This window comes from Heyndrickxia camelliae (assembly GCF_002844575.1).
Lineage (GTDB): Bacteria > Bacillota > Bacilli > Bacillales > Bacillaceae_C > Margalitia > Margalitia camelliae.
Genome location: NZ_PIQO01000027.1, coordinates 36,357 through 52,206 on the forward strand (window position 1 = coordinate 36,357; position 15,850 = coordinate 52,206).

Here is a 15,850-nt window from a genome sequence, read left to right on the forward strand (position 1 = left end):
CATCCTAATCAATTTAGTATATCCTCAAGCAAAGAAATAAGTTTTTGAATAGCCTTGGCACGATGACTTATAAGATTTTTCTCTTCGGAAGACAATTCGGCCATCGTCTTACCTTTATCTTTTATCAAAAATATAGGATCGTATCCAAAACCATGGGTCCCGCGTTTTTCTTTTAAAATTTCTCCTTCACATGTACCGGAAACGGTTATAGTTTCTTCACCCGGAATAGCTAAAGCGATAGCACAATAAAATCTCGCTGTTCTCTTTTCCTGGGGTACTGTTTCCATTTCGAAAAGGAGCTTCTGAATATTTGCCTCATCATCTTTTTCCTCACCTGCAAACCTTGCAGAATAAATTCCCGGTCTTCCATCTAAAGCATCTACTACTAAGCCGCTGTCATCTGAAATAACCATTGTGTGGAACTGCTTCGATATGGATTCTGCTTTTATTATTGCATTTTCTTCAAAAGTAATCCCAGTCTCTTCAATATCGGCAACATCTGGAAAATCAAGCAAGGTTCGTACTTTTATATCATATGGAGAAAACAATTTTTCAAATTCTTTCGCTTTTCCTTTATTTTTGGTTGCTATTATAACTTGTTTGTTCTCTTGTTTACTCATTTTCATGCACATTTCCTTCTATTTTTAAAGAAATTTCACCAAGTGCTTGCTTTTGAATATCAACGAGTTCTTTAATCCCCTTTTGGGCAGCTTCTAATAATTGTTGAAGCTCCTGTACGGAAAAAGTGGCTTCTTCTCCTGTACCCTGTAACTCAACGAATTTCCCATTTCCGGTCATGACAACATTCATATCTACATGAGCGCTGCTGTCCTCTGCGTAATTCAAGTCTAATACAACTCCAGCTTCATCTAAAATTCCTACACTTGTTGCGGCCAGATAATCGGTTATTGGAAATTTCTTAAATGCTTTGGTTTCATAAAGATTGTTTAATGCTAATGTCATGGCAACAAAAGCACCTGTAATAGAGGCTGTTCTCGTTCCCCCATCAGCCTGGATAACATCACAGTCTATCCATACTGTTTTCTCGCCTATCTGTTCTAAATCAACTACCGCTCGTAATGCCCGCCCAATTAGTCTTTGTATTTCCATTGTTCTTCCTGACACTTTTCCTTTTGAGGATTCACGAATATTTCTTTGTTCCGTAGCTCGAGGAAGCATGGAATATTCCGCTGTAATCCACCCTTTTCCACTGCCTCTCATAAAAGGAGGAACCCTATCTTCAATACTAGCATTACAGATAACTTTTGTATCACCTACAGTAATAAGTACTGAGCCTTCTGGGTGCTTTAAATAATTCGTTTCTATATGTATTGGCCTTAATTGTAATGTATCTCTGCCATCTGTTCTCAAGTATGACAACCTCCTTCTAATCTCATAAGCTAATTTGGTATAGATCGGTAAAATCCAAATACAAATTATTACCTGTCGCTTTTCGTTATATAGGCTAAACTTTAGGGCATTTATTTTATAAATGGTTAACTAAATAAGGATGTGATAAGTTCTCGTTGTCAAAAGCGAACATAGTTTAAAGTAATGGGCCTACATGAAAGAAGAGGTGGCAGTAGCCAACCCCTTCTGTACATTCTCTAGTATATCAAATATTTGTTATTAAAAACTACCTGTGTTTACTTTTTCAGGTCGAGTGACCGGTTTGGCCAGAGATTTTCCTTGTTCATCGACTAGTTTAGTGCTTCCATTTACTTCAATCGAAACTTTTTGAATATCTGGCAATTCTGTAAGGGAAAGAACTAAAGGATCTAAGACCTCTTCGGAAATTTGTTTACTTTCAAAGCTGCTAATAATCTCTTCATTAAAATTTAGCGTTACCTTACCATTATCTACTTTTGGATCCGATAATAATTGAACATCAGAATTAAATGCCGTGAGAAGATTCGAATTCTTTGGTCCTTTTGCTAACGCACTTACAATTGCTTTTATATCGTTTGTTTCGGTATTGGAAATACGTTTTGTTACCGGAACATAATATACTTCACCCGCATTATTTTGTGATGGATAGTATACAGTTAAAGGATGTGTATTGGTAATATCTACAACTCCTGAGGCATCTACATTGATTCCATCTTTTCTTGTCATTCCATTTGGATTTATGGCTGTCCCATTAACTGGCATTTGTGAAAGTTTATGCCCATTTATTTCAAGTTCTACTCTTTTAACTGTATTAAATGAAGTAAGCGTCCAAGTAATGGATTGAAGAATTTTTTGTTCGTCTTCCGCTTTGTATTTTTTGAAATCATTGGAGAAGTCAACAGTTGCAACTCCATCTTTAATATCCACATCTACATCGGTATTTGCAGGTAACACTGCTTGAAAACCATTAGGAAGTAGTTCTTCCACAGGTCCACCTTTCACCAAATATTGGAGAGCTTGTTTAGCTACACTAGTGCTTTTTGGCAACGGAAGTGTTTGAGCTACTACATATCCATTTTTGTCCAATAAATAAAGCTCCGTCATGACTGCATTTTCAGTAGCCTTATTATTTGTTTTCACTCCTGTTTTTTCATTATAAGAAACTTTTTGAGGCGGATCAATTTGCTCTTTCTTATCGCTGTTAAACAATCCACAACCAGATAAATACATACTAGAAGCCAGTACCGTTACCACAATCGTGTTTTTTACTTTCTTAGACACTATGATTCCCTCCTAAGGACAGTTTGTACTATTATCTATACGAGCTATCCGAATAAATTAGACCGGATAAAAATAAAAAAGAAACCATAAAAAAGAAACCATCTATTAATAAATGGTTTCTCCTAAATAAATGGTTTCCACATGGTCAATCTGCTGCTCCAACCAGTCTGAAGCAATTGCAGAAAACATTTTATCCGAACCAGTTGTAAAAAATTTATGTTTTGGAGGTATACATGCATCCGTAAAAATATCATGGAAATAAAGAATTGTACTGACCTCTCTAGCTGTCTCTTCACCTGAGCTGATAATTTGTATATGTTCCCCTATTGCTTTTTTGATTAGCTTCTGCAATAGCGGATAATGGGTACAGCCTAATATAAGGACATCCATGTCAGCATTTTTAATAGGTTCAAGTGATTCTGAAACAATTCTTTCCGCTATAGGTCCATGATATTCTCCACTCTCCACTAAAGGAACAAATTTTGGACATGCCAATGAAGTAACTTCAACACGCCTATTAATGGACCTTAATGCTTTCACATAGGCTTCACTTTTGATGGTCCCAATTGTTCCGAGAACACCTACTTTAAAGTCCTTCGTCACTTTCAAAGCTGCTCTGGCACCTGGATAGATAACACCAAGCACTGGTATTTTTACAATGGATCTTATTTCATCTAAAACTACTGCAGTTGCAGTATTGCAAGCAATAACAAGCATTTTTATATTGTGTTTTAACAGGAAATTTGTCATTTCCCAAGTAAAAGCTTTTACTTCTTCTGCGGGACGGGGACCATATGGACAACGTGCAGTATCACCAACATAATAAATAGTTTCATTTGGCAACTGCCGCATAACCTCTTTAACTACAGTAAGGCCCCCAACCCCCGAATCAATAATACCAATTGGTTGTTTCAAGCATCTCGCCTCATTCTGTCTTCATTTCATGATGTAATTTAATAAGATTTTCTTTTAGTAATAACACTTCATCAGACGAGAAGTTTTTCAATACATCCTGCAAATAGAACTGTCTTTTTTTAATCACTTCATCTATCATATTTTTTCCCTTGTCAAGCAAGTGAATTCTTACGACACGTCGATCATGTGCGTCTTTCACTCTTACAACAAGTTCACTTTTTTCCATTCGATCAATTAAATCTGTAGTTGTACTAAAAGCTAAATACATTTTATTAGACAATTCCCCTATTGTCATATCCCCTTCTTCAAATAACCATTGCAAAGCAACAAATTGAGGTGGCGTAATAGTATAATTACTAAGAAGTTCCCGCCCCTTTTGTTTAATAATGGCAGCAATATATCGAAGATCTTTCTCTATTCTCGCAACAATGTCTATATCATGTTTTATTATATCACTCTCATTAATCATTTCTTCAGCAAACCTCCAATCAACAAATAAACTTCCTAAAAATATTGTCACCTTTTTTAATTCAAATTTCAAGAAAGATTTATGTATTACTTTTTGGGGAGCATATTATTTTTTTCGAATAGAGATAACCCATAAACAAAACCGACTGCCATTAGCAGTCGGCTTTGTTTAAAGCTTAAGCTCTCCCATGCGAAGTAGTTCTACCACAGCTTGAGAACGCCCCTTGACTCCAAGCTTTTGCATGGCATTGGAAATATGATTTCGAACTGTTTTTTCACTGATAAACAATTCGCTTGCAATTTCTTTCGTTGTTTTGTCTTGGACTAGCAGTTCGAATACTTCTCTTTCTCTTTTTGTAAGCAGCGGTTTGTGTGTGAATTCGTTGTCCTTCAACTATTGTAACCCTCCTTGCCTTCGCCAGCTTTAAACCGCGGGGATGGGTATTTTGATTGTCAGAATATCATATGTGAAAGAAATAATGAGAGTGACATTTGAAGACAACGAAAAAAAGAAAAAAAGAAAAATGTGCTATTTTCTTGGTATTTCAATGTGCGCAATCATTCCATATAATTATTTAGGAAAACATTAGCTTTTGTTTTTCATTTTCTTCCCATGGTACTCCTTTTCCAGTTACCGTAGACATTTGAACCATTGTACCTCTACCTACTAGGCATACATCATCTTTTTGGTTTACTGCCATATAGTGAAGATCAACGGAAGAATTCCCCACCTTTTCAGCTTTTACATAGAGCTTAAGCTTATCGCCAAAAAATATCGGCTTTAAATAATCACACTGTAAATCAGCAACAACAGGTATTGCACTGTGGTTAGAAAGCCATTCACCCATAAACCCTTTTGCATTTAAAAACTCAATTCTTGCTTCCTCAAAATAAGTAAAAGCAACCGTATTATTTAAATGTCCAAACATATCGGTTTCTGAAAATCTTACGGAAATTGGATGAAAAAATGAAAATTCTTGTTTCCATGCTGCAAAATCTTCAATGTATGAGATCTTCTTCATTATAATTTCTAGCCTCCTTAAAAAATGAATGAATGTTCATTCTTATTCTTTCATTATAACTAGAAAAAACAAAATGAAAAAGGAATTTTTTGAAAATAATATAAATGTAAAAAGGGTCTTCAGTGATAACTGAAGACCCTTTCCCAAGTACCTAACTTATTGAAAGGCACTTTTGTATATGAATATTAGTCAACCATATGGTCGCTTCCAAAGAAGTTTTTAAACATTTGGAAAGTAGCTGCACGGTTTAATGAAGCAATGGATGTAGTTAAAGGAATTCCTTTAGGACAAGACTGTACACAGTTTTGTGAGTTACCACAATTTGCAAGCCCGCCGTCTCCCATGATTGCTTCTAAACGTTCGTCTTTATTCATTGCACCAGTTGGATGAGCATTGAAAAGACGTACTTGTGATAACGGAGCAGGTCCGATGAAATTAGACTTACTATTTACATTTGGACATGCTTCAAGACATACACCGCAAGTCATACATTTAGATAACTCATAAGCCCATTGGCGCTTCTTCTCTGGCATACGTGGACCTTCCCCAAGGTCGTAAGTACCATCAATTGGAATCCATGCTTTGACCTTTTTCAAGGAATCAAACATGCGGCTGCGGTCTACCTGAAGATCGCGAACTACTGGGAATGTACGCATTGGTGCAAGGCGAACTGGCTGTTCTAACTTATCAATAAGAGCGGAACAGGCTTGTCTTGGTTTTCCATTGATCACCATAGAACATGCACCACAAACCTCTTCCAAACAGTTCATATCCCAAGTAATTGGAGTTGTTTTTTCACCTTTAGCATTAACCGGATTTCGGCGTATTTCCATCAATGAAGAAATCACATTCATATTTGGACGATACGGAATTTCAAATTCCTCCTCATAAGGCGCTGAATTCGGATTATCTTGACGTGTAATGATAAAACGTACCGTTTTTTGTTCACTCATCCTTATTTCTCCTCTTTCTTTTAAGTATTGTCCCGTTCACGAGGCTTTATAAGGGATACATTAATATCCGCTATTCCTTTTATGAGATATTAATGTTTTTTCGTATAGTCACGTTCGCGAGGCTTAATTAATGAAACATCAACATCTTCATAGCTAAATGTAGGAGTATTGTTCGCAGCATCATATTTAGCTAATGTTGTTTTTAACCAATTTTCATCATCGCGTTTAGGGAAATCTGGTTTGTAATGCGCACCGCGGCTTTCGTTACGGTTTAATGCACCGATTGTAATAACACGGGCAAGCTGTAACATATTTTGTAATTGACGAGTAAATGCAGCAGCTTGGTTACTCCATTTTGCTGTATCATTTACATTGATATTTTTATAGCGTTCCATCAATTCAAGAATCTTGTCATCCGTTTTTTTCAATTTGTCATTATAACGAACAACGGTCACATTCTCTGTCATCCATTCGCCAAGTTCTTTATGAAGTACATAAGCATTTTCTGTACCATTTAAGGATAGAATATTATTCCATTTTTCCTCTTGTTCTTTAACTGCCTTATCAAAGATAGAAGAAGATAAGCCATCTGTACTAGTTTCTAATCCTTCAATATAGTTAACTGCTTCAGGGCCTGCTACCATACCACCATAAATAGCGGATAATAAAGAGTTTGCACCTAAACGGTTTGCACCGTGTTGAGAGAAGTCACACTCACCACATGCAAACAATCCTTCAATACTAGTATGTTGTTTGTAATCAACCCATAATCCACCCATTGAATAATGAACAGCAGGGAATATTTTCATTGGTACTTTATGTGGATCTTCACCAACAAATTTTTCGTAAATTTCAATGATACCACCAAGCTTTACATCTAGCTCATGTGGATCTTTATGTGAAAGATCAAGGTAAACCATGTTTTCACCATTGATACCAAGCTTCATATCTACACAAACATGGAAGATTTCACGAGTTGCAATATCACGTGGCACAAGGTTACCATATGCTGGATATTTTTCCTCTAAGAAATACCAAGGCTTACCATCTTTATATGTCCAAATACGGCCACCTTCACCGCGAGCTGATTCACTCATTAAACGAAGCTTGTCATCTCCAGGAATTGCTGTAGGATGAATTTGTATAAATTCACCATTTGCATAAGTTGCACCTTGTTGATAAACAATAGATGCAGCAGAACCTGTATTGATAACAGAGTTTGTAGATTTACCGAAAATAATACCAGGTCCACCAGTAGCCATGATAACTGCATCTGCTTCAAATGCTCTGATTTCCATTGATGTTAGGTTTTGCGCTACGATACCACGGCAAACCCCTGCATCATCTTGGATAATCCCTAGGAATTCCCAACCTTCAAACTTATTTACTAGTCCAGCAACTTCATGGCGGCGAACTTGTTCATCAAGAGCATATAATAGCTGCTGGCCAGTAGTAGCCCCTGCAAATGCTGTACGATGGTGTTGTGTACCACCAAAACGTCTAAAGTCTAATAATCCTTCAGGTGTACGGTTAAACATAACACCCATACGGTCGAACAAATGGATGATACCAGGTGCAGCATCACACATTGCCTTAACTGGAGGCTGATTTGCTAAAAAGTCTCCACCGTAAACTGTATCGTCAAAATGGATCCAAGGTGAATCTCCTTCACCTTTCGTATTCACTGCACCGTTTATTCCACCTTGTGCACACACTGAGTGAGAACGTTTTACTGGTACAACAGAAAATAAATCCACTTTTTTTCCTGCTTCTGCTATTTTAATTGTTGACATCAAGCCAGCTAATCCACCGCCGACTACGATGATTTTCCCTTTACTCATCGTGACTCACTCCTTTTTAAAACTACAAAAACCGATATTAGAATCCCTACTAAATTACTTTATAACTAAAAGTAAGTAGGAGGTTCCGTTCTTTTGACATTTAAAAATCATATTTGTTAGAAAAATGATTTCTCACAAAATTTGTGGCATCCGTTCTTTTTTCCTTATGCAAACCAGCCAGGATAAACAAATGCAAAAATTGCACGTAAAGCAATAATTGTCAATATCACAAACACAACTAACATTACGTAAGAAGAAATTTGTTGTGAACGAGGTGATTGTGTAATTCCCCAGCTAACGCAGAATGACCATAAACCATTAGAGAAGTGGAAAATAGTCGCAACAATTCCGATTATGTATACAATGACCATAACTGGATTTGATAGAATGTTTTCCATCATGTGGAAATCTAGTGTTTCTTGTCCTAATGCAATTCGGATACGAGTTTCATATACGTGCCAAGCAAGGAAAATAAACACGATGATACCAGAAACACGTTGTAATAAGAACATCCAGTTTCGGAAATAGCTAAGTCTGCTTACATTATTTCTTGCTGTGAATGCAATATAGAATCCATAAATTGCATGGAACAGCAGCGGTAAATAAATTAAAAAGATTTCAAGGAAAATAAGGAACGGCAGACTTTCCATAAATGAAACTGCATGGTTAAAAGATGCCTCACCACGAGTTGCAAAATGGTTCACTACTAAGTGCACAACTAGGAATGCACCAATAGGAATAACCCCTAGCAATGAATGTAATCTGCGGTTTAAAAATTCACGATTTCCGGCCACAATTTACCCCCCTTAGATTTAGAGCGTGCATAGCAAAATATTCTAAAAAAATATCAAATTTCATTTTCCTTACTATGCATCAAATTTTATGCTTTTATGTGACATAACCATTTTACTCCCGCTATTCATAAGCGTCAAGGAAACGTATACAGAAAAAAGTCGAAAAATGTTCATAATGTTTAACTTTCGTATTCATATATTGTAAGGATGTTCGAAATAAGCAATTATACCTAAATGCAATATTTGGTTACGATTTTGTAAAAATTTTTTATCAAACTGAAGGTTATTTTTGTATATAATATCCTTATAGAAAGAGGGGAATAACTTGAGAGCGTCATTACAATTAGAAGAAGAAAGCATGGAAAATACAGAGCAGTTGACAATTCCTGCCTTTGGATATGAATTAATGAGGGAAGTGTTGATCCCTGAGATACTTGGGAAAGAGACACCTGAAATTTTATATTGGGCAGGCAAGCATCTTGCGAGAAAGTTTCCTCTAGTATCAATGGATGAAGTTATTTCTTTTTTTGAAGAAGCCGGCTGGGGACACCTAAAAGTAATAAAAGAAGAAAAACACGGCATGGAATTAGAAATTACAAGTCCGCTTATTTCCCGACATTTACAATTAAAAACAGATGGTTGTTATAAACTTGAAGCGGGATTTTTAGCAGAACAAATTCAAACGCAAAAAAAAGTAAGGACAGAAGCATATGAAGAGGTTATGAAAAAAACGCAATCGATTCGCTTCATTCTCCGCTGGGATTTAAAAGACTCAATTCCCAATAGCTGAATAGTAATCAAAAAAAGCCTAAATTAGGCTTTTTTTATTAGCTAACTCCCTGCTCTACAACATCTAATTCGAATGTTGTATGCAAGCTTTGCGCTGCTTTTATCATATGAGATTCCTCAATAACAGTAGAGACTTTTATTTCAGATGTACTGACCATTTTTATCTGAATATCATTCCTAGTTAAACAGTCAAACATTTTTGCCGCTACTCCTGGATTTGAAATCATTCCAGAACCGATGATTGACACCTTTGCAAGACCGGATTCATATTCAAAGTGATCAAAGCCAAGTTCTCCTTGCTTTGCTTCTAGTAATTGAGTTGTGTCCCTTAAATCTTCGTGCTTGATGGTAAATGATAAATATGGATTCTCCCCAACAGTATGATTTTGAATAATAATATCTACATCTATATTGTTATTGGCTAAAGAAGTGAAAATTCCAGATAAATTTGTTATTTTGTTCTTTAAACCAAATACGGTTATTCTTGTGATTTCATCTTCAAATGCTACTCCACGGACAACTAGGCCTTTTTCCACTTGAACTTCCTCCTCAATTATCGTTCCAGATTCCTCTTCCATGCTAGAACATACTTCCAACGGCACCTTATAATTTTTTGCAAATTCTACGGCTCTCGAATGAAGTACACCAGCCCCAAGATTTGCCAACTCTAACATTTCATCATACGATATAGCACTTAGTTTTCTTGCAGATGGAATATATCGCGGGTCAGATGTAAACACTCCTGTAACATCTGTGTAAATCATACATTTATCCGCATGTAGTGCGGCTGCCAACGCTACTGCAGTAGTATCGGATCCGCCTCTACCTAAAGTAGTAATTTCGTTATGATCGTTTATACCTTGAAAACCCGCAACTACAACAATTCGATTTTCCTTTAAATATTGTTGTATTCTCATTTGATCAATATTTAAAATTCTAGCATTGCTATGTACATTTTCTGTTAAGATTCCTGCCTGCCAGCCAGTCAAAGAAATAGCCTCATAGCCTGCCTCTGCCAGTGCAATAGCTAATAAAGAAATCGTTACTTGCTCTCCTGTTGATAGAAGCATATCCATCTCTCGCTTACTTGGATATGGAGATAACTCTTTAGCGAGGGAAACTAACTGATCAGTAGTTTTCCCCATTGCGGATACAACGACGATTACGTCATTTCCTTTTTTCTTTTCTGCAATTACTCTTTTTGCCGTATTTTTAATTCTTTCAATTGTTCCGACAGAAGTCCCACCAAATTTTTGTACAACTAGACCCAATCTTTTCGCCTGCTTTCCAATTATTATCTGAAACGAATACTCGCTTTCTACGCAGAGATAAAAAAAGAGCAATGAGAAAGATATCTCAATGCTCTAGTGAAAACGTAAAAATACGACAATCACAACTGCGAGATAGCTCTCCAAGATGTTTATCATACACCTTGACAATCCTACACTTATTCAATGCAGAACCAGCAGAAACAGAAAATGAGTCTATTTCCACTTCGGCAAAACTTCCTTTCGTAGCTTTTCATTGAAACTCATTTTTCTCCAAGCTCTTACTAATAAGTTTTGCTCCTCTATCACTTTTATTATGAAGGTGATAAATGATTCAATTTTTTAAAATTATACCATATCAATTATATTTTGACTATACTAATTTTCCAGTCTTTCTTTCAAAACTTCCGCTATATTTCGCGGGATTCCAATTTCTATAAATTCTTCAACATCAGCCTCTTTCATCTTTTTCAGAGATCCAAAATGACGTAAAAGCTGTTTTTTTCGTTTCTCCCCTATACCTGGGATATCATCGAGTGATGATTGAAAAGCGGACTTGCCTCTGAGTTGGCGGTGGAAAGTGATAGCAAATCGGTGAACCTCATCCTGAATTCTTTGCAGTAAATAAAATTCTTGACTATTTCTCCCTAACGGAATAATTTCCAGTGGATTCCCATATAACAGTTGTGATGTTTTATGCTTATCATCTTTTGCGAGGCCAGCAACTGGTATATCTAGTCCAAGCTCATTTTCTAATATATCCTTTGCGGCTTCTATCTGTCCTTTTCCGCCATCAATAATAATCAAATCCGCTAACGGCAACCCTTCCTTTAATACCCTTGAGTATCTTCTTCTAATCACTTCGCGCATGGACTCATAATCATCTGGCCCTTTTACCGTTTTTATTTTATATTTTCGGTATTCTTTTTTTTCAGGCTTTCCATCAATAAAAACAACCATGGCGGAAACAGGATCTGTACCTTGTATATTCGAGTTATCAAATGCTTCTATTCGATAAGGTGTATATATACCCATTACGCCACCTAGTGATTCAACTGCTTTTATTGTTCTTTCCTCATCCTTTTCAATTAATGCAAATTTTTCTTTTAGAGCAATAGCTGCGTTTTTTTCTGCTAATTTAACTAAATCTTTTTTGGGACCAATTTTGGGCTGAATAATCTTCACTTCTAATAATTGTTCCGCAAGCTCTTTATCTACTTCTTTTGGAATTAGGATTTCCTTCGGTTTAAAGTGATTTGAAAGAGAATAAAATTGCCCCATAAAGGTTAAGAATTCTTCTTCTGGTTCATCATAAGTTGGAAATAGAGAAACATCCCTTTCTATTAACTTGCCTTGCCTGATAAAAAAGACTTGAACACACATCCAGCCTTTATCAACGGAATAGCCAAATACATCTCTGTCTGTAAAATCAGTCATCGTAATTTTTTGTTTTTCCATGGTTGTTTCTATATGCGTAATTTGATCACGGAACTCTTTTGCTCTTTCAAATTCTAGGTTTTCAGCAGCCTGCTCCATTTTTTTTGTTAGCTCTATCTTTATTTCTCGGTAACCGCCGTTTAGAAATTTAGTTATATCATCGACCATCTGCTGATAGGTTTCTTCTTTTACCTCATTTACACAGGGAGCAAGACACTGTCCTAAATGATAATATAAGCAAACTCGATCTGGGAGTGTTGAGCATTTCCGCAATGGGTAAATTCTATCTAGCAGTTTTTTTGTTTCATTTGCAGCCTGTACATTTGGATATGGACCAAAATATTTACCTTTATCTTTTTTCACTTTTCTTGTAGTTATCAAACGGGGATGTCGTTCATTGGTTAGTTTAATGTATGGATAACTTTTATCATCTTTTAACATGACATTATACTTTGGATCATGTTTCTTGATGAGATTTATTTCAAGTAGCAATGCTTCTATGTTCGAAGAAGTTACAATATATTCAAAATCCTCAATTTCACTTACTAATCTTTGTGTTTTTCCATCATGCGAACCTGTGAAGTATGATCTAACCCGATTCTTTAGGATCTTCGCTTTTCCCACATAAATGATGGTCCCTTGGCGATCCTTCATTAAATAGCATCCTGGTTGGTCCGGTAGGAGGGCAAGCTTATTTTTGATCATTTCATTCATGTCTTTCACCTTTCAAAAAATCCGAGTCATAGGACTCGGATTTCTTTTACTTATTGATTAAGCATGTTTATTAATGAACTCCACTAATGCTTCTTTTGGTTGATAACCGATTACTTTATCAACTTCTTTTCCGTCTTTCATTAAAATAAGCGTCGGAATACTCATTACACCATATTTACTTGCCGTTTCTTGATTTTCATCTACATCTAATTTAGCGATTTTTACTTTATCGCCTAACTCACCATCTATTTCTTCCAATACAGGTGCAATCATTTTACAAGGGCCGCACCAAGTTGCCCAAAAATCTACTAATACTAAACCTTGGCCTGTTTCGGCAGCAAAGTTTGCATCTGTTACATGTGTAATTGCCATAATCACTTGCCTCCTAATATTAACTTTAAAGAAAGTATACCATCCTAATCTTAATCATGCTAATGAAAAGTTTCGGTTAAGGCCTCTTTCCTATTATTTTGTAGATAAAACTTATTAATACTCTGAATTGTATTTAGATAAGTAACGCTATAAAAAAGCAACATTCTTTATTAAAATTCCCGACCCATTTTTACGTTATGCATGAAACACAACCACTTATAAAGGTATCTTTTTTAATCGGAGCGAATTTAATACTACAGAGACAGAGCTAAATGCCATTGCCGCACTAGCGAACCAAGGAGATAATATCCCAAGTGCAGCTAGTGGAATACAAATAATATTATATATAAATGCCCAAGAAAAATTTTGCTTAATATTTCTCAATGTTTTTTTGCTGATTTCTATGGCATCCACTACACTATTTAAATCGCCATTTAAAATAGCGACATCACCTGTCTCCACCGCTATATCAGTCCCTGTCCCTAAGGCAACCCCAACATCTGCCACTGATAGTGCTGGAGCATCATTAATGCCATCTCCTACCATGATTATGTGGTTACCAGATTTTTGTGCGGCTTTTATCCAATCCGCTTTCTTCTGAGGAGAAAACTCTGCCTCAAAATTTTTTATCCCCACTTTTTGAGCAACGTTTTTCGTTGTAATTGGATTATCCCCTGATAGCATGACAAGGTTAAACCCTAAACGTTTTAGACGGTATATTGCCTTGGCAGAAGATTTTTTTATTTCATCTCTTACAGCAATTATTCCATGTATACCATCATCAATAGAAACAAGCATCACCGACTTTCCTTCTTGTTCTAATTTTTTTGCGTGCTCAAAGTATGGATTATACTTTGCCTTTTGATGTTTTTTAAAATAATGAACATTGGCGATTTTTATTGTTCTATTCATGACAACACCTTGTACACCATATCCGAACATTACTTCAATTCTTTCTGCCAATGGTATATCGGAGATCTTTTTTTCAATTGCTTCTGCGATGGAATTGCCAATTGGATGATTGGCTCCCTTTTCGATAGAACCGACAAGCTGTAAAAATAAGGTGGAATCCATATTTCTCACCAATATATCTGTGACTTGCGGCTTGCCCACCGTAATAGTTCCTGTTTTATCTAGGACAACAATATTATTTTTACTTAGAAGTTCAATCATCTTTCCTTCTTTAATAAGGATTCCAAGCTTTGCCGCCTGTCCACTCCCAACCATAATAGACATTGGTGTAGCTAAGCCTAATGCACAGGGACAGGAAATGATCAGCACAGCTATCGTCTTCTCCAGCGCTGCGCTAAGGATACCTGGATCCAGTATAAAATACCACAGCATAAAAGTGATAAATCCAAGCACCAGTACAATTGGTACAAAGATGGAAGTGAAACGGTCAGCAATTTCTTGAATAGGTGGCTTAGATAATTGTGCATCTTGTACTATATCGATGATTTTCGATAAAACGGTTTCGGAATGTTTTTTTATTGATTTAATTTGAATCACGCTATTCAGATTTACTGTTCCTGCGTATACCTTATCTCCGTATTTCTTTTCGACTGGAATACTTTCCCCGGAAATCATCGATTCATTTATCATCGTCTGACCAGTTATCACTTCACCGTCAATTGGAATTCTTTCTCCTGGCCTAGATAAAATAATATCACCCGGAACGATATCTTTTATGATTTTGCGAACCTCATTACCATTTTCTAAAATTATTGCTGTATTTACTTTAAATTTATTTAAGGAATCAATGGCATCTAATGTCTTTCTTTTTGTTTTTGCCTCCACCCATTTTCCAATTAAAACAAATGTAATAATCAATACACTTGTTTCAAAATGAAGATGAATGGGATGGTCTTTAAAATCCATATTTAATGAACGAACCGTAAGATAATGACTGTAAAAATAAGCAGAGGTTGTACTAATGACTACGAGTACATCCATGGTTGTCCCTCTATTTTTTATAGAATTCCAAGCACCTTCATAAAAAGGAAAGGCAATAATAAATTGAACTGGTGTGGCTAATGCCAGCTGAAACCACGGATTTAAAAAAATACTTGGCAAATCTACCTTTATCCAATCAGCTTGTACAAACATTGTTAAAACTAAAGGGAAGGCAAAAAGAATAGAAAAAATTACTTTCCATGTTAAATAATTAATTTCAGCATCTTTTTTGTCTTCATTTATTCCTTTTTGTGTGATTAAACTTGGAATATAGCCTAATTTATTGATCCTTTCAAGTATCATGCTTTTATTGATAGTTTCCGAGTCGTATACTATTCTTCCTCTTTCAGTAGCCATATTTACGTTAGCATCGAAGACTCCGTCCAGTTTTAATACAGACTTTTCAATTCTTCCCGAACAAGCACTGCAATACATTCCCTTTATGTCGAGATGTATTGTTTCAATCATACTTATCACCAGCTTCTTTTCGTCCATTATTAATAAATAGTTTATTAAAAGATTTTCCAGGTAGAACTGATGCTTGAAAATGATTCATGAATATTAACTTATTGCTAGGAGAAGAAGGAAATAATCTGCATGCACTAATCAGAAATATATTAAATAAAAAGAGGCTGGGACATAACTAGCTTCAAA

At 35.9% G+C, this 15,850-nt stretch carries 15 protein-coding genes and 1 riboswitch; of the genes, 1 reads left to right on the plus strand and 14 read right to left on the minus strand.

Features of this window, described 5'->3' with window-relative positions; translation table 11 throughout:
• Positions 1 to 8: 8 nt before the first annotated feature.
• The 10 genes from CWO92_RS22375 to CWO92_RS22420 form a co-directional block, all read right to left on the minus strand.
• The gene (locus tag CWO92_RS22375) at positions 9 to 626 is read right to left on the minus strand and encodes an XTP/dITP diphosphatase (protein ID WP_233270098.1); all 618 of its coding nucleotides are present in this window, start codon (positions 624 to 626) and stop codon (positions 9 to 11) included.
• On the minus strand, positions 613 to 1,371 hold the full coding sequence (rph, locus tag CWO92_RS22380) for a ribonuclease PH (protein WP_101356425.1): 759 nt from the start codon (positions 1,369 to 1,371) through the stop codon (positions 613 to 615). Before rph ends, CWO92_RS22375 begins: the two co-directional genes overlap by 14 nt.
• A 258-nt stretch (positions 1,372 to 1,629) precedes the next feature.
• A complete protein-coding gene (locus CWO92_RS22385; protein WP_437177571.1) occupies positions 1,630 to 2,670 on the minus strand; it encodes a GerMN domain-containing protein in 1,041 nt (346 codons plus the stop codon).
• Positions 2,671 to 2,775: 105 nt separating this feature from the next.
• A complete protein-coding gene (racE, locus tag CWO92_RS22390; RefSeq protein WP_101356426.1) occupies positions 2,776 to 3,585 on the minus strand; it encodes a glutamate racemase in 810 nt (269 codons plus the stop codon).
• Positions 3,586 to 3,595: 10 nt separating this feature from the next.
• The gene (locus CWO92_RS22395) at positions 3,596 to 4,054 is read right to left on the minus strand and encodes a MarR family winged helix-turn-helix transcriptional regulator (protein WP_101356427.1); all 459 of its coding nucleotides are present in this window, start codon (positions 4,052 to 4,054) and stop codon (positions 3,596 to 3,598) included.
• 168 nt (positions 4,055 to 4,222) lie between these two features.
• A complete protein-coding gene (locus tag CWO92_RS22400; RefSeq protein ID WP_055739090.1) occupies positions 4,223 to 4,447 on the minus strand; it encodes a helix-turn-helix domain-containing protein in 225 nt (74 codons plus the stop codon).
• A gap of 181 nt (positions 4,448 to 4,628) precedes the next feature.
• Complete coding sequence (locus tag CWO92_RS22405) at positions 4,629 to 5,075, minus strand: acyl-CoA thioesterase (protein ID WP_101356428.1); 447 nt, start codon at positions 5,073 to 5,075, stop codon at positions 4,629 to 4,631.
• Positions 5,076 to 5,260: 185 nt separating this feature from the next.
• Positions 5,261 to 6,028, minus strand: a complete 768-nt coding sequence (gene sdhB / locus CWO92_RS22410) for a succinate dehydrogenase iron-sulfur subunit (protein ID WP_101356429.1) — start codon at positions 6,026 to 6,028, stop codon at positions 5,261 to 5,263.
• Positions 6,029 to 6,117: 89 nt separating this feature from the next.
• Positions 6,118 to 7,869 carry a succinate dehydrogenase flavoprotein subunit gene (gene sdhA, locus CWO92_RS22415; RefSeq protein WP_101356430.1) on the minus strand — a complete coding sequence of 584 codons (1,752 nt, stop codon included), beginning with the start codon at positions 7,867 to 7,869 and terminating at the stop codon, positions 6,118 to 6,120.
• 164 nt (positions 7,870 to 8,033) lie between these two features.
• Positions 8,034 to 8,663: a succinate dehydrogenase cytochrome b558 subunit gene (locus tag CWO92_RS22420; protein WP_101356431.1), complete on the minus strand. Its 630-nt coding sequence runs from the start codon at positions 8,661 to 8,663 to the stop codon at positions 8,034 to 8,036.
• Between the two features lie 325 nt (positions 8,664 to 8,988).
• Between CWO92_RS22420 and CWO92_RS22425 the strand changes: the two genes are divergently transcribed.
• Positions 8,989 to 9,453 carry a YslB family protein gene (locus CWO92_RS22425; protein ID WP_233270096.1) on the plus strand — a complete coding sequence of 155 codons (465 nt, stop codon included), beginning with the start codon at positions 8,989 to 8,991 and terminating at the stop codon, positions 9,451 to 9,453.
• A gap of 37 nt (positions 9,454 to 9,490) precedes the next feature.
• On the opposite strand, the gene CWO92_RS22430 is transcribed toward CWO92_RS22425, so the two are convergent.
• The 4 genes from CWO92_RS22430 to CWO92_RS22445 all read right to left on the minus strand — a co-directional run bounded on the left by CWO92_RS22430 (position 9,491) and on the right by CWO92_RS22445 (position 15,664).
• The gene (locus CWO92_RS22430) at positions 9,491 to 10,723 is read right to left on the minus strand and encodes an aspartate kinase (RefSeq protein ID WP_101356432.1); all 1,233 of its coding nucleotides are present in this window, start codon (positions 10,721 to 10,723) and stop codon (positions 9,491 to 9,493) included.
• A 125-nt stretch (positions 10,724 to 10,848) separates the two neighbouring features.
• Positions 10,849 to 11,033: riboswitch (Lysine riboswitch) on the minus strand.
• 65 nt (positions 11,034 to 11,098) lie between these two features.
• Positions 11,099 to 12,871: an excinuclease ABC subunit UvrC gene (gene uvrC / locus CWO92_RS22435; protein WP_101356433.1), complete on the minus strand. Its 1,773-nt coding sequence runs from the start codon at positions 12,869 to 12,871 to the stop codon at positions 11,099 to 11,101.
• A 57-nt stretch (positions 12,872 to 12,928) separates the two neighbouring features.
• Positions 12,929 to 13,243 (minus strand): thioredoxin, encoded by a 315-nt coding sequence (gene trxA, locus CWO92_RS22440; protein ID WP_101356434.1) that lies wholly within the window; start codon positions 13,241 to 13,243, stop codon positions 12,929 to 12,931.
• Between the two features lie 216 nt (positions 13,244 to 13,459).
• Positions 13,460 to 15,664, minus strand: coding sequence for a heavy metal translocating P-type ATPase (locus CWO92_RS22445; protein WP_101356435.1), 2,205 nt, complete (start codon positions 15,662 to 15,664; stop codon positions 13,460 to 13,462).
• Between the last annotated feature and the right edge of the window lie 186 nt (positions 15,665 to 15,850).